The organism is Streptomyces sp. Edi2, assembly GCF_040253635.1.
GTDB lineage: Bacteria > Actinomycetota > Actinomycetes > Streptomycetales > Streptomycetaceae > Streptomyces.
Map to the genome: position 1 here is coordinate 849,212 of NZ_JBEJGX010000003.1, position 13,025 is coordinate 862,236.

Here is a 13,025-nt window from a genome sequence, read left to right on the forward strand (position 1 = left end):
CGCGCCCGCTCCAGCCCCGAGCCTCACCCTGCGCTACATGTCCGTTCGCCGTAGCTATACGAGAACAGGGCCGACTCATTGCGGCGACAAGCCGGAGGTGCGGACTCGGCTCGTCGTCATCCAGAGGCGACACCCCCGGCTGCTCAGCTGAACAGCTCAGGCGTCCGTCCCCTCCAGGCAGTCGGTGACCCAGTGGTGGAAGGCGCCGATGTGGTGCTCGCTGGGCACCAGCACCCCGCCGGAACGGTAGGCGCGCGAGCTCATCGCGGGCTGGGTGCGCTCGCAGGCGTCGAAGTCCTGGGAGTTGACCCGGTGGAAGAGCTCGACGGACTTGGAGAGGTCGGCACCGGAGTCGACGACCTCGGGCAGATACAGCCAGTCGCATTCGACGACGGTGCGGTCGGGGGCCATCGGGAACATCCGGTGGACGATGACATGGTCAGGGACGAGGTTGACGAACACCTGCGGCCGGACGGTGATCGCGTAGTAGCGGCGGTCCTGGGTGTCCTCGATACCGGGGAGCCGGCCGAAGCCGTCGGTGCCGTCCACGGTGAATCCGGTGGCCTCCTCGGAGAAGGCCGCGCCGTGGCCGACGTAGTACTGGGCGGCGAATCCGTCGGCGAACTCCGGGAGGACTTCGGTGAGTTCGGGGTGGATGGTGCCGCAGTGGTAGCACTCCATGAAGTTCTCGATGATGAGCTTCCAGTTGGCGCGCACGTCATAGGTCAGGCGCTTGCCGAGGGCGAGCCCTTCGGTGCGGTAGCGGTCGAGACAGGCGGCGTCGCCCAGCCGCTCGACGGCCGCGCCGATCACGGTGTCCTCGAAGGACGGCGGCTCGTCGGCCAGGCACACCCAGGCGTAGCCGAGCCATTCGCGGAGCGGGACGGTGACCAGACCGCGTTCGCTGCGGTCGATGTCCGGCATCCTCTGCAGGTTGGGGGCGGCCACCAGACGGCCGTCGAGGTCGTAGGTCCAGGCGTGGTAGGGGCACTGGAGGTTGCGGCGGACCTCGCCGGACTCCTCGGTGCACAGCTGCGCGCCGCGGTGCCGGCAGATGTTGAGGAAGGCGCGCAGCTCTCCGGCGCGGTTACGGGTGATCAGCACGCTCTCCCGGCCGATCCGGACCGTGCGGAAGGCGCCTGGCTTCCCCAGGTCGGCGCTGCGGACCGCGCAGAACCACAGCCGCTCGAAGATCTTCTCCTGCTCCTGGCGGAAGATGCCGGGGTCGGTGTAGTAGTGGCCGGCGAGGGTGGCGATCAGGCTCGGGGAGGCACCGGCCGCGGTCGGGGTGGCCGGGGCGGTCTCGGTGTGGGTGGTCGTCATGGCGGTCTCCTCAAGCGGCCGCGGCGGCGGGCCTGCGGGGGTCGAACAGCTCGATGGGGTGCGCGGTGGCCCCGGTCAGCGCGAGGTCGGCGACGATCTCGCCGACCACGGGGACGAACTTGAAGCCGTGCCCGGAGAATCCGCAGGCGACGGTCACGGTCTCCGGGTGGGCGGGGTGCCGGGTGATCACGAAGTGCTCGTCGGGAGTGTTGGAGTACATGCAGGTGGCGGCCTTGAGGAAGCGGCCGGGGAGGGCGGGGATACGGGGGCGCATCTGGTCGGCCATGGCCCGTACCTCGTGGTCGTGCACCGTGCGTTCGATGGTCTCCGGGGTGCAGACGGTGCCCTTGCGGAAGAACGCGACCTTGGCGCCGCCGCCGGGGCCGTCGATCGACGGAAAGCCGTAGACCTGGACACCCCGGTCGTCCTCCCAGATGTAGATCGGGTGCCGCTCGGGGACGAAGGGCGCGGTGCCGCCGTCGGGGGCGAACCAGTACATGACCTGGCGTTCGATGGTGAACGGCACACCCAGGTCGGTGAGCAGCTGCGGTGCCCAGGCGCCCGGGCAGATCACCAACTGGCCCGCGGTGTAGGTGTCTTCGGGGGTGTGGACGCGGACCCCGGAGCCGCCGGGCAGCTCCTCCCAGCGGGTGACGGGCTCCTCGAAGTGCAGCTCGGCGCCGTCCCGGCCGGCCAGCTGGATCTGCGCGGCGACGGTGTACTCCGGCCGGACCAGGCCCGCCCGTGCCTCGTACAGCGCGACCTCGTCCTCGGCGGGGGTGAGGGTCGGGAAGCGGCGGCGGATCTCCTCGGGGCCCAGCATCTCGTGCGGGAGGTCCCACCGGCGGGCGGATTCCAGACTGCCGGCCACGGTGCGGCTGTCGGGGCGGCCGATCATCACCCCGCCGCAGAGGGTGGCGATTTCGCGGCCGGTGTCCCGCTCCAGCTTCTCGTACAGCTCGTAGGAGCGCAGCAGCAGCGGGACGTAGGCGGGGTCCTCGAAGTAGGACTGCCGGGTGATACGGGAGCCACCGTGGCTGGAGCCGCGGTGGTGCACCGGGCCGAACTTCTCCAGGCCAAGGACCCGGGCGCCGCGGGCGGCGAGGTGGTGGGCGGCGGCGCTGCCCATGCCGCCGAGGCCGAGGACGATGACGTCGTAGGTGGGAGCCATGCGGTTGCTCCTTCTGCGTACGGGGGACGAGCGGATCACCGGTGGACCAGCGGAGGGCGGCTACCTGCGGATGCGTTCCATCTGCGGGTCGAAGAGCGGTTCTTGGGCGACGGTCGCGGGGACCTTCCGGCCGAAGTACTCGATGTGGACGGGGGTTCCGGGAACGGAGGCGGCGGCCGGCAGCCAGGCGTAGGCGATGCCCCGGCCGAGGGTGTAACCGTAGGCGGCGGAGGTGACATAGCCGGCCGGGACGCCGTCGACATGGACCGGTTCCTTGCCGAGGACGATGGCGTCCGGGTCGTCGAGGGTGAGGCACGTGAGCTTGCGCGCCGCGGTCTCCTCGCTGCGCCCCTCCAGCGCGTCCCGTCCGAGGAAGTCGCCCTTGGCGGGGCGGACGGCGAAGCCGACACCGGCCTCGTACGGGTCGTGCTCGGTGGTCATGTCATGGCCCCAGGAGCGGTAGCCCTTCTCCAGCCGGAGGCTGTTGAAGGCGCTGCGTCCGGCGGCGATCACCCCGTGCTCCCGGCCGGCCTCCCAGAGCGTGTCCCACAGGCGCAGCCCCAGGTCTGCGGTGGTGTACAGCTCCCAGCCGAGCTCGCCGACGTAGCTGAGCCGCATCGCGGTGACCGGGACATGGCCGAGGTGGGTCTGCTTGGCCTTGAAGTAGCCGAAGGCCCCGTGGGAGAAGTCGTCGCGGGTGAGCGGCTGGACCAGGTCGCGGGCGAGCGGGCCCCAGACGCCGATGCAGCAGGTGCCGGAGGTGATGTCGCGGACCTGGACCCCCTCGTCGGGGGCGTGCCGCAGCAGCCAGTCGAGGTCGGATGCGCTGTTGGCGCCGACCTGGAAGCGGTCGGGGGCCAGCCGGGCGACGGTGAGGTCGGAGCGGATGCCGCCGGTCTCGTCCAGGAGCAGGGTGTAGGTGACCGCGCCCGGCTTCTTCGCGAGGTTGTTGCTGGTCATCCGCTGGAGGAAGGCGAGGGCGCCGGGCCCGGTGACCTCCAGGCGGCGCAGCGGGGTCATGTCGTAGAGGGCGACCTTCTCGCGTGTCGCCTTCGCCTCGGCAGCGGCGATCGGCGACCAGTAGCGGGCGGACCAGGCGTCGCGCTCGGGGAGGGTCAGCCCCTCGGCGAGCGGGGCGTTGGCCTCGTACCAGTGCGGGCGCTCCCAGCCGCCGGCCTCCAGGAAGTACGCGCCGAGTTCCTGCTGCCGTGGGTAGAAGGGGCTGGTGCGCAGCGGCCGCGGCTGCTCCATGGGCTGCAGCGGGTGGATGACGTCATAGACCTCGATGAAGCTCTGGGCACCGCGGTCGGCGATATAGGCCGGCGAGCGCTGGGCGTCCTCGAAGCGGTAGAGGTCGCACTCATGGATGTCGATTCCCGGCCGGCCGTCCGTCATCCACTCGGCGACGGCCTTGGCGACGCCCGCGGAGTGGGTGACCCAGACCGCCTCGGCGAGCCAGAATCCGCGCAGTTCCCGGGATTCACCGAGGACCGGCATGCCGTCGGGGGTGAAGGAGAACACGCCGTTGAAGCCCTCGGCCACCCGCGAGGCGCCCAGCGCGGGCAGCAGTCCGACGCTGTCCTGCCAGCTCGGGGCGAAGTCGTCCTCGGTGAAGGGCAGCGAGGAGGGCATGACGGGTGTCTCATCGAAGGCGGGGACGGTGAAGGGGTCGACGGGCATCGGGCGGTGGGCGTAGGAGCCGATGCCGAGCCGGTCGTGGTGCTCACGGAAGTAGAGGTCACGGTCCTGGAAGCGCAGGATCGGCTTGCTCGCCTCAGTAGTGGAGTCGTTGACGCCGTCGAGCTCGGGCAGCGGCTCGGTGGTGGCGTACTGGTGGGCCAGCGGCAGCAGCGGTACGTCCACCCCGGCCATCGCACCGATCACCGGGCCCCAGAAGCCGGCGGCCGAGACGACGTGGTCGGCGGGGAAGGTACCGCGGTCGGTGACGACGCCGGTGACCCGCCCGTCCTCCCGCTCGATGCCGGTGACGGTGTGCCGTTCCAGGAAGCGTGCGCCGCGGCTTTCGGCCCGGGCGATCTGGGCGCGGCAGGCGAGCACCGCGCGGGCCAGTCCGTCGTCGGGGGTGTGGAAGCCGCCGTAGAGCCTGGTCTCGTCCAGCAGGGGCCACAGGTGCTTGCACTGCTGCGGGGAGAGCAGTTCACCGCGTACGCCCCAGGAGGCGGCGAGTCCGGCCTTGCGGTGCAGGTCGGCCCAGCGGGCCTCGGTGGTGGCGATCTCCAGGCCGCCGACCTGGTGGAAGCAGGGCAGCCCGTCCACCTCCAGGGCGCCGAACTTCTCGACGGTGTAGGCGGCGAACTCGGTCATCGTCTTGGACGGGCCGGTCCGGAAGACCAGGCCGGGGGCGTGCGAGGTGGAGCCGCCGGGGGCCGGCAACGGGCCCTGTTCGAGGACGGTGACCTCGGTCCAGCCACGGGCGGTCAGCTCGTCGGCGAGCGAGCAGCCGACGATGCCGGCACCGATGACAACCACTCGGGAACAGTGTGCGGGCGTGCGGGACATGACCCTCCTCCTGCTGGTCGGGGTGGTCTGCGGTGGATGGGACGCCGTCAGATGACCACGACGGAGCGCAGTACCCGGCCGTCGCGCATCTTGTCGAAGGCGGACTCCACCTCGTCCAGGGCGATCGTCTCGGTGACGAACCCGTCGAGGTCGAGCCGTCCGCTGAGGTAGCGGTCGATGAGCACGGGGAAGTCGCGGCTGGGCAGGCAGTCGCCGTACCAGGAGGACTTCAGGGCGCCGCCGCGCGAGAAGAGATCGATCAGCGGCAGGTCGATACGCATGTCCGGGTCGGGGACGCCGACCTGGACCAGGGTCCCGGCGAGGTCGCGCATGTAGAACCCCTGCCGGTAGGTCTCGGGGCGGCCGACCGCGTCGATCACCACATCCGCGCCATGGCCGCCGGTCAGTCCGCGTACCGCCTCGACGGGGTCCGTACCACGGGAGTTGACGGTGTCGGTGGCCCCGAAGCGGGTCGCGCCGTCCAGCTTCCGGTCGTCGATGTCGACCGCGATGACCCGGCGCGCCCCGGCGATCGACGCCCCGGCGATCGCCGCGTTGCCCACGCCGCCGCAGCCGATGACGGCGACGGTGTCCCCGCTGCCCACCGCGCCGGTGTGCACGGCCGCGCCGTACCCGGCCATCACTCCGCAGCCGATGAGACCGGCGGCTTCGGGGCGGGCGTGGGGGTCGACCTTGACCGCCTGTCCGGCGGCGACCAGGGTCTTCTCGGCGAACGCGCCGATGCCGAGCGCGGGGGCGAGCGGGGTGCCTTCCCGCAGGGTCATGGGCTGCGTGGCGTTGCCGGAGTCGAAGCAGTACCAGGGCCGTCCGCGGCGGCAGGACCGGCAGGTGCCGCAGGGCGCCCGCCAGGCGAGGACGACGTAGTCGCCGGGGGCGAGAGCGGTCACGCCGGGGCCGACCGCCTCGATGACACCGGCCGCCTCATGGCCCAGCAGGAAGGGGAACTCGTCGCTGATCGCACCGTCCCGGTAGTGCAGATCGGTGTGGCAGACCCCGCAGGCCTGCACGGCGACGAGCACTTCTCCGGGGCCGGGATCCGGCACCAGAATCGTCCGCAGCTCGACGGGTGCGCCTTGTTTCGCCGCGACGACGGCATGGACTTCGTGTGGCATGCCCTACCCCTTCGTGTTGCGCAGTGCACGACTGGTTGCGCGATGAGAGACATAGTGGGAACCCCGGATCGGCAGCGTCAAGAGGTACACCCGGGCTCTTGGTAAAGGACTTACGACGCCGCGGCTCCGGCGTTCCGGCCCTCGTTCCGGCAATTCCGGGAAGCGCTTGACGCATCCGCCCGCCATCGGGATTCTGTTGCGCATAGCGCTTCATCGTGCGCAACGCGAAACTCGATGATCCGATCAGCAACAGGGGGGTCCTGTGATTCCTGTCTGCCCTCTCGCCGACCTGCCGACCGGCGAGTCCGTACGCATCGACACCGCACCGCCGATCGCCGTCTTCCACACCGACGGGCAGCTCTACGCCATCGACGACACCTGCACCCACCAGGACGCCTCGCTGTCCGACGGCTGGCTGGAAGGGTGTCTGGTCGAATGCCCGCTGCACGCCGCCTCCTTCGACCTGCGCACCGGAGCGGCGACCTGCCTGCCCGCCCGCCGGGCCGTACGCACCCACCCCGTGACCGTCCAGGACGGCATGATCTACGTCCACCACGCCGCCGAGGAGGGCACCGCCGCATGAAGTCGGTCGCTGTCATCGGGGCCTCGCTGGCGGGTCTGTACGCCGCCCGGGCCCTGCGTTCCCAGGGGTTCGACGGCCGCCTGGTGATCGTCGGGGACGAGTGCCACGGCCCCTACGACCGGCCGCCGCTGTCCAAGGGCTTCCTCACCGGCACCACCACCGACCAGGGTCAACTGGCCCTGGCCGACGCCGAGGAGATCGCCGAGCTGGACGCCCAATGGCTGCTGGGCACCCGGGCCACCGGGCTCGACACCGGCGGGCGCACGGTGCTGCTCGACGGCGGCCGCTCCCTGACCACCGACGGCGTGGTGCTCGCCACCGGCGCCACCCCGCGCCTCCTGCCCGGCCCGGTGCCCGCCGGGGCCCACACCCTGCGCACCCTCGACGACGCCCAGGCGCTCCGCGCGAACCTGTCCTCATCGCCGGTCCGGGTCGTGGTGATCGGCGGCGGCTTCATCGGTGCCGAGGTCGCCTCGTCCTGCGCCGCCCTCGGCCATGACGTCACCGTGGTCGAGGCCGCCCCGCTCCCCCTCGTCCCCCAACTCGGCCCTGCCATGGCCGAGATCTGCGCGGCCCTCCATGCGGACCACGGCGTCACCCTGCTCACCGGAACCGGTGTCGCCCGGCTGCACAGCGGCGGCATCGAAACCCGCGTCACCGCGGTCGAGCTGAGCGACGGCCGGCTGCTCCCCGCCGAGGTGGTCGTCATCGGCATCGGAGTGCGCCCCCGCACCGACTGGCTGACGGACTCCGGACTGCCGCTCGACGACGGAGTGCTGTGCGACGCGGGCTGTGTCACCCCGCTGCCCGCCGTCGTGGCCGTCGGCGACGTCGCCCGGGTGAACGGCGTCCGCGCCGAGCACTGGACCAGCGCCACCGAACAGGCCGCCGTCGCCGCACAGAACCTGCTGGCCGGCAGCACCGTCGCCACCCACCGCAGCCTGCCGTATTTCTGGTCCGACCAGTACGGCATACGCCTCCAGTTCGCCGGCCGCCGGCTGCCCACCGACACCCCGCGCATCGTCGAGGGCTCCCCCGACGACCGCAGCTTCCTCGCCTGCTACGAACGGGACGGGCGCACCACCGCAGTGCTCGCCCTCAACCGCCCGCGCCCGTTTATGCGTTTGCGCCGCGAATTGGTCAACCAGGCGCTTAGCGCCTGAACTTCGCCCATGTTTTTGGCTGTCCCGCCGTTCCGCTGCGCTTTGCCTCGCCATGTTTTCGGCAGTCCCGCCGTGGGGGTTGCTCTCCGTTGCGCCTGCGGCGGGCGGGGTCCGCTGCGCGGGGCTGTGGGTGCGGTGACGGACCTCCGGGGCCGGTGTGTGGGACTGCTTCGCTTTACGTCCCACACACCGGCCCCTCCGGCCCGTCCCCTCCCGTGGGTGAGTAAGTGACGGTGGGTGGGGGCGGGCGTCGATCACAGACATTTCCCTTGCCGCAGCCCATTCCCCGTGCAAGGGCCATTTCCCCGTGCAGGGCCATTTCCCTGTGCCATGTGACTCCCCTGTGCCCACGGCCATTTCCCCACGTCTGCGACGCGCGCCGGACCAGCCACAGCCACCCCCCACCGACCTTCTTCCCACCCACCCCACGGGAGGGGACGGGCCGGAGCGGGTGGGTGTCCGGACGTAAAGCGAAGCAGTCCGGACACCCACCCGCGCAGGCCCGTCACCGCACCCCGACAGCCCCGCGCAGCGGACCCCGCCCGCCGCAGGCGCAACGAAGGGAAAGCCAAAACAGAGGCGAGGCAAAGCGCAGCGGACCCGCCCGCCGCAGGCGCAAACGGCGAGAAAGCCGAAACCCGGGGCGGCGGCAAAGCGCAGCGAACCGGCAAAGCGCAGCGAACGGTCAACCCGCCGTCATCTGGACGGCCGCCGCATCCACGGTCTGGGTGAGCAGGGTGGCGATGGTCATCGGGCCGACGCCGCCGGGGACCGGGGTGATCAGGGAGGCGCGGGTGCACGCCGAGTCGAAGTCCACATCACCGACGTTGCCGGGGTTGGAGCCGGCGTCGATCACGACGGCCCCGGGCTTGAGGTGTTCGCCGTGCAGGAACCGGGGCCGTCCCACGGCGGCGACCAGGACATCGGCGTCCTTGGTGATCGACGCGAGGTCGGTGGTGCGGGAGTGGCAGTAGGTGACGGTGGCATTGCGGGCGAGCAGCAGCATCCCGACGGGCTTGCCGAGGATCGCGCTGCGCCCGACCACGACGGCACGCTTGCCGGCCAGGTCGACGTCGTAGTGATCCAGGAGGCGGAGGATGCCGCCGGGCGTGCAGGAGGCGAAGCCGTCCAGGCCGAAGCTCATCGCGGCGAAGGAGTGGCAGGTGACCCCGTCGACGTCCTTTTCGGGGGCAATGGCCTCGAACGCGGCGCGCTCGTCGATGTGCGGCCCGGCCGGGTGCTGGAGCAGGATGCCGTGGACGTCGGGGTCGTCCGACAGTGCGGTGATCGTGTCGACAAGTTCGGCGGTCGTGGTGGCGGCAGGGAGCGCGACATGCCGGGAGCGGATCCCGGCCTTCTCGCACCGCGCGCGCTTCATGCGGACGTACGTCACCGAGGCGGGGTCATCGCCCACCAGAACGGTGGCCAGACACGGGGACGTTCCGGTCTGCCGGGTGAGGTCCGCCGCGCGTTCCGCGGCCTGTTCGACGATACGGCGGGCGAGTGCGCTGCCGTCCATGAGGCGGGCGGTCGGGGTCATCGGTGCTCCTGAGCGTCGTGTCGGATCGCCCAGGCGCGCGGCACCGGCCAGGAGTGGCCGAGCCGCTCCCCGGTGGTACTCCACCCAAGCGCCAGTCACGGCCCGGCGCCCACTCTAATGGACGCCCGGGAGACCGGGCCCGCCGTCACACCCCTCCTTGGCCAGGGGCGGAGAGCGGCGGTGTGGAGGAGGTGGTGGCTTCCCACTGGCTGAGGATGCCGTCCCAGTCGTGCTGGGCAGCGGTGATGGCGTTGGCGTCCCAGGTGGCATGGGAGGCCTGTTGATACTGCTGGTGCGGGGATTGTTGCTGCTGCTGAGGTTGATGAGGTGGCTGGTTCTGGTGCTGATGTAGCTGCTGCATGTGTTGGGGGTGCTGCGCTACGTGCTGCTGTACGTATTGCGGGTGCTGTTGCGGATGCTCCTCGTACACCCGGTACTCCTGGTAGTCCTGGTAGTTCTGAGAGTTCTGGTGCTCCTGCTGCTCCCGGTAGTTCTGGTAGGGCTGTTGCTTCCAAGGCTCCTGCTCGTAGGGCTCGCGCGGGGGCTGCGGCGGTCGCTCACGCCAGGCCGAAGGGGCGCTCTCGTGCTGCGGGGCGGGCGGGAGATGGGCCAGCCGCCGGTGCCGGCCCATGCGGTCCGATGGCGGCGACTGCACCGGACGGCTTTCGGCGGCGAGTTGTTGTGCGCGTGCCACAAGGAGCCGGACATCGAGCCCGAGTTCGGTGGCAAGCGCGGTGAGGTCAACTCCGCTGTGCCAGCTGCTCATCAGGACCGCGTCCAGCGCCGGCGCCCAGGCCGGCTCGTGTGGCTGGGGGGCATGGGGAGCGTGGGGGGCAGCCGCGGCCGGCGCCGCTGCCGGGCCCACGGGCTGCGCCGCAGGGGGCGTCGTGGACTGTGTCGTGGAGGGTGTCGCGGGGGGCGTGGCAGTCTGCTGGCCGGGGGGCTGCTCGCGCGTGGTCTGGGCGAGCAGGCTCTGGGCGACCGCGCGGGCGTCCTCCTTGCCCACCGTGCGGCGGGCCAGGCGTACTTCGCGCTCGTCCAGTCCGAGCAGCTCCGCCACCACCGCGTCGCTGCCCACGGTCACGGCGAAGGCGGCCAGGGTCCGCGAGCGGCGGGCCTCGGCCTCGTCGAGGAGTCCCTGCGTACGGCGTACCTCGTCATCGCTGGTGCAAAACGCCTGTGCGAGTACGGCATGGCGCTCCCACAACTCCCTCGGTTCCATGACTGCGACAACGTTTCCTCGCCCGGATTGGACTGCTTCCCGGCTATAGATCACTGCATAAGGTGATATTCGAGAGACATACGCCCTTGCCTCCACGGCAGACGTACGGGCCGCGGTAAAAATACGCAGTGACCCCAGGGCGGAAGAATCGTTTCTACGGCCATGAGCGACCCCTCTTCCGGCACCGTCGCAGGCCACGGACGAACCCCCCTCCCCCGCACCGGGCAGATGCCGCGGTGGATCACCGCGGACATCCTCCGGCAGACACCGGTGTTCGCCGGGCTGGTGAAGCAGTGGACGGAGCGCGCCGCCACCGTGCCCGGGGTTGCCGACCCGGAGTGGCAGCGGCTGGTCTCCTACCGCGCGCTGATGGAGGAGACCGAGACCGCCCTCACGGCCCTGCGGCCCCATCGCGCGCCCGATGTGCTGCCGCCGCCGAGGAAACAAGTCCCCGCAGCCCGCTCCGCCGGGCCCGGGCGCCTGAACCCGGTGCCGGGGCCGTCGGCCCCGGCAGCGCGGCCTGAAGCGCCGCCCCGGCCGGAGTACCGTTGAGTTGTCGAGGAATTCCCGCTGCCAGGTCTTGCCCCGGCAGCGGCTTTGACCAGCGACGGAGCCCGGGTGAGCGCAACGGATGACACGGACTTCAGCCCGATCGGGGTGATCGGGCGGGTGACCGTCTCCATCCCGGCCGACGGCCCCGGCGAGGTGCTGCTGCCCGTACGCGGCGGGACCGAGGCCTTCGCCGCCTGGTCCCGCGAGCCCATCGCCCGTCATACCCAGGTCATCGTGGTGGACCACACCTCGGCGCGGTCGGTGATCGTCGCGCCGCTGCCCGCGTGACCGGCCCGTCCCGAAGTCCGCGGCCGGCCGCCTGAGCACTCCCTCCCCGTGGCCGTCCCCGCACACCGACCGGGGCCGGCCGCAACGGACCAGGAGCCTTTCGATGTTGTTCTGGCATGTTCCTGCGCCGAACGAGGCGCTGTTGATCTCCGGCTCGAAGCGCCGGACCGGGGACGCCCAATTCCGTATCGTCACGGGCCATGGCTGCTGGGTCATGCCCGTCAAGCAGAAGGCGAGCGTGCTGGCGCTGTCGCTGCGGGAGGCGGAGATCTCCGAGGACTGCGTCACCCAGCAGGGCATCCGGATCGGAGTCCGGGCGGTCGCCGTCTTCAAGGTCGGCGACGACCAGACGTCGATCGCCAACGCCGCGCGCCGCTTCCTGGACGAGCAGGCCACCATGGAGGAGCTGGTGGGCCGGATCTTCGCCGGTCACCTGCGCTCGATCGTCGGCGGGCTGACCGTCGAACAGATCATCCGGGAACGGGACCGGGTCGCCCAGGAGGTCAAGGACGGCAGCCACTCCGAGATGGAGAAGCTCGGGATCGTCGTCGACGCCCTGCAGATCCAGGAGATCGCCGACACCTCCGGCTACATCACCAATCTCGCCGCCCCGCACGCCGCGGCGGTCGCCAGCGCGGCCCGGATCGCGCAGGCCAAGGCAGACCAGGAAGCCACCGAGCGGGAGCAGCAGGCGGCGGCCCTCAAGGCGGAGTACGAGCGGGACACCGCGATCAAGCGGGCCGGCTTCCTCGCCGAGACCGAGCAGTCCAACGCCCGCGCCGCACAGGCGGGCCCGCTGTCGCAGGCCAGGGCCTCGCAGGAGGTCATCGAGGAGCAGACCGCGCTGGCCCAGCGGCAGGCCTCGCTCGCCGCCCAGCGGCTGGAGGCCGAGGTGCGCCGCCCGGCGGACGCCGAGGCCTACCGGCTGCGCACCCTGGCGGAGGCACAGCGTGACCAGGTCCGCTTCGAGGCGGATGCCCGTGCCTACAGCGAGCGGGCGGTAGCCCAGGCCCGGGCCGACGCGAACACGGCCCTCGCGGGCTCGCTGCGGGACGGCAACCAGGAGCTGATCGCCGCCAATCGCACCATCGAGAACCTTCCCGCCCTCGCCAAGGCGGCGGCCGAGGGCCTGTCCGGTTCCCGGCTCACCGTGCTCAACGGCACCGACGGGATCAATGAGATCGCCTCCGGCATCGTCGGCGAGGGTCTGGCCATTCTCGACAGCCTGAAGAACGGGACCACCGCACCCGGCTCGTCTCCCCCGCTGGCCGACGGGGCGGGGCGGCTGCCGCAGAAGGTGACGAATCTGAAGCGGGACGGCGCCGGACCCGGCCCGGGCTCCGGCTCCGGCTCCGGCTCCGGCTCCGGCTCCGGCTCCGGCTCCGGCTGATCATTGGCGTCATCCCGTCTGCGGTACGGCGGGTGGAACCGCGTCTGCCGGGCGGCTCGGACTGCCGGACACGGAGGGTGTCCGGCAGCCCGACCGCCCGGTGACCCGGCGACCCGGGCGGCCTTGTTAGCGCCCGGCCG

The 13,025-nt window shown here is 71.4% G+C and carries 11 protein-coding genes and 1 riboswitch; of the genes, 5 read left to right on the forward strand and 6 right to left on the reverse strand.

Annotated elements, in window-relative coordinates; all coding sequences use genetic code 11:
* Window positions 1-156: 156 nt before the first annotated feature.
* The 4 genes from ABR737_RS07120 to ABR737_RS07135 are packed head-to-tail and all read right to left on the reverse strand — an operon-like array spanning window position 157 to window position 6,147.
* Window positions 157-1,323 carry an aromatic ring-hydroxylating oxygenase subunit alpha gene (locus tag ABR737_RS07120; protein WP_350249338.1) on the reverse strand — a complete coding sequence of 389 codons (1,167 nt, stop codon included), beginning with the start codon at window positions 1,321-1,323 and terminating at the stop codon, window positions 157-159.
* 10 nt (window positions 1,324-1,333) lie between these two features.
* Window positions 1,334-2,494: an N-methyl-L-tryptophan oxidase gene (solA, locus tag ABR737_RS07125; protein ID WP_350249339.1), complete on the reverse strand. Its 1,161-nt coding sequence runs from the start codon at window positions 2,492-2,494 to the stop codon at window positions 1,334-1,336.
* Between the two features lie 60 nt (window positions 2,495-2,554).
* Complete coding sequence (locus ABR737_RS07130) at window positions 2,555-5,014, reverse strand: GcvT family protein (RefSeq protein ID WP_350249340.1); 2,460 nt, start codon at window positions 5,012-5,014, stop codon at window positions 2,555-2,557.
* A gap of 47 nt (window positions 5,015-5,061) precedes the next feature.
* On the reverse strand, window positions 5,062-6,147 hold the full coding sequence (locus tag ABR737_RS07135; RefSeq protein WP_350249341.1) for an S-(hydroxymethyl)mycothiol dehydrogenase: 1,086 nt from the start codon (window positions 6,145-6,147) through the stop codon (window positions 5,062-5,064).
* Window positions 6,148-6,409: 262 nt separating this feature from the next.
* On the opposite strand from ABR737_RS07135, the gene ABR737_RS07140 reads away from it, so the two are divergent.
* Together ABR737_RS07140 and ABR737_RS07145 are read left to right on the forward strand one after the other, a co-directional pair.
* Window positions 6,410-6,730, forward strand: a complete 321-nt coding sequence (locus tag ABR737_RS07140; RefSeq protein ID WP_088796259.1) for a bifunctional 3-phenylpropionate/cinnamic acid dioxygenase ferredoxin subunit — start codon at window positions 6,410-6,412, stop codon at window positions 6,728-6,730.
* On the forward strand, window positions 6,727-7,893 hold the full coding sequence (locus tag ABR737_RS07145; protein ID WP_350249342.1) for an NAD(P)/FAD-dependent oxidoreductase: 1,167 nt from the start codon (window positions 6,727-6,729) through the stop codon (window positions 7,891-7,893). Before ABR737_RS07140 ends, ABR737_RS07145 begins: the two co-directional genes overlap by 4 nt.
* Before the next feature lie 685 nt (window positions 7,894-8,578).
* Here ABR737_RS07145 and ABR737_RS07150 read toward each other — a convergent pair.
* A complete protein-coding gene (locus ABR737_RS07150) occupies window positions 8,579-9,433 on the reverse strand; it encodes a bifunctional 5,10-methylenetetrahydrofolate dehydrogenase/5,10-methenyltetrahydrofolate cyclohydrolase (protein WP_350249343.1) in 855 nt (284 codons plus the stop codon).
* Window positions 9,434-9,453: 20 nt separating this feature from the next.
* Window positions 9,454-9,542, reverse strand: a riboswitch (ZMP/ZTP riboswitch).
* Window positions 9,543-9,578: 36 nt separating this feature from the next.
* The gene (locus ABR737_RS07155) at window positions 9,579-10,655 is read right to left on the reverse strand and encodes a hypothetical protein (protein WP_350249344.1); all 1,077 of its coding nucleotides are present in this window, start codon (window positions 10,653-10,655) and stop codon (window positions 9,579-9,581) included.
* A 162-nt stretch (window positions 10,656-10,817) separates the two neighbouring features.
* Here ABR737_RS07155 and ABR737_RS07160 point away from each other — a divergent pair, with 162 nt between their 5' ends.
* From ABR737_RS07160 to ABR737_RS07170, 3 genes are all read left to right on the forward strand, one after another.
* Complete coding sequence (locus ABR737_RS07160) at window positions 10,818-11,207, forward strand: hypothetical protein (RefSeq protein WP_350249345.1); 390 nt, start codon at window positions 10,818-10,820, stop codon at window positions 11,205-11,207.
* Between the two features lie 66 nt (window positions 11,208-11,273).
* Window positions 11,274-11,495, forward strand: coding sequence for an NfeD C-terminal domain-containing protein (locus tag ABR737_RS07165; protein ID WP_350249346.1), 222 nt, complete (start codon window positions 11,274-11,276; stop codon window positions 11,493-11,495).
* A 103-nt stretch (window positions 11,496-11,598) separates the two neighbouring features.
* Window positions 11,599-12,885 (forward strand): SPFH domain-containing protein, encoded by a 1,287-nt coding sequence (locus tag ABR737_RS07170; protein WP_350249347.1) that lies wholly within the window; start codon window positions 11,599-11,601, stop codon window positions 12,883-12,885.
* Window positions 12,886-13,025 lie beyond the last annotated feature (140 nt).

Coding starts and splice junctions, on each gene's coding strand:
- ABR737_RS07120 (WP_350249338.1), bottom strand. CDS start 1,323: ATGACGACCACCCACACCGAGACCGCCCCGGCCACCCCGACCGCGGCC.
- solA (WP_350249339.1), bottom strand. CDS start 2,494: ATGGCTCCCACCTACGACGTCATCGTCCTCGGCCTCGGCGGCATGGGC.
- ABR737_RS07130 (WP_350249340.1), bottom strand. CDS start 5,014: ATGTCCCGCACGCCCGCACACTGTTCCCGAGTGGTTGTCATCGGTGCC.
- ABR737_RS07135 (WP_350249341.1), bottom strand. CDS start 6,147: ATGCCACACGAAGTCCATGCCGTCGTCGCGGCGAAACAAGGCGCACCC.
- ABR737_RS07145 (WP_350249342.1), top strand. CDS start 6,727: ATGAAGTCGGTCGCTGTCATCGGGGCCTCGCTGGCGGGTCTGTACGCC.
- ABR737_RS07150 (WP_350249343.1), bottom strand. CDS start 9,433: ATGACCCCGACCGCCCGCCTCATGGACGGCAGCGCACTCGCCCGCCGT.
- ABR737_RS07155 (WP_350249344.1), bottom strand. CDS start 10,655: ATGGAACCGAGGGAGTTGTGGGAGCGCCATGCCGTACTCGCACAGGCG.
- ABR737_RS07160 (WP_350249345.1), top strand. CDS start 10,818: ATGAGCGACCCCTCTTCCGGCACCGTCGCAGGCCACGGACGAACCCCC.
- ABR737_RS07170 (WP_350249347.1), top strand. CDS start 11,599: ATGTTGTTCTGGCATGTTCCTGCGCCGAACGAGGCGCTGTTGATCTCC.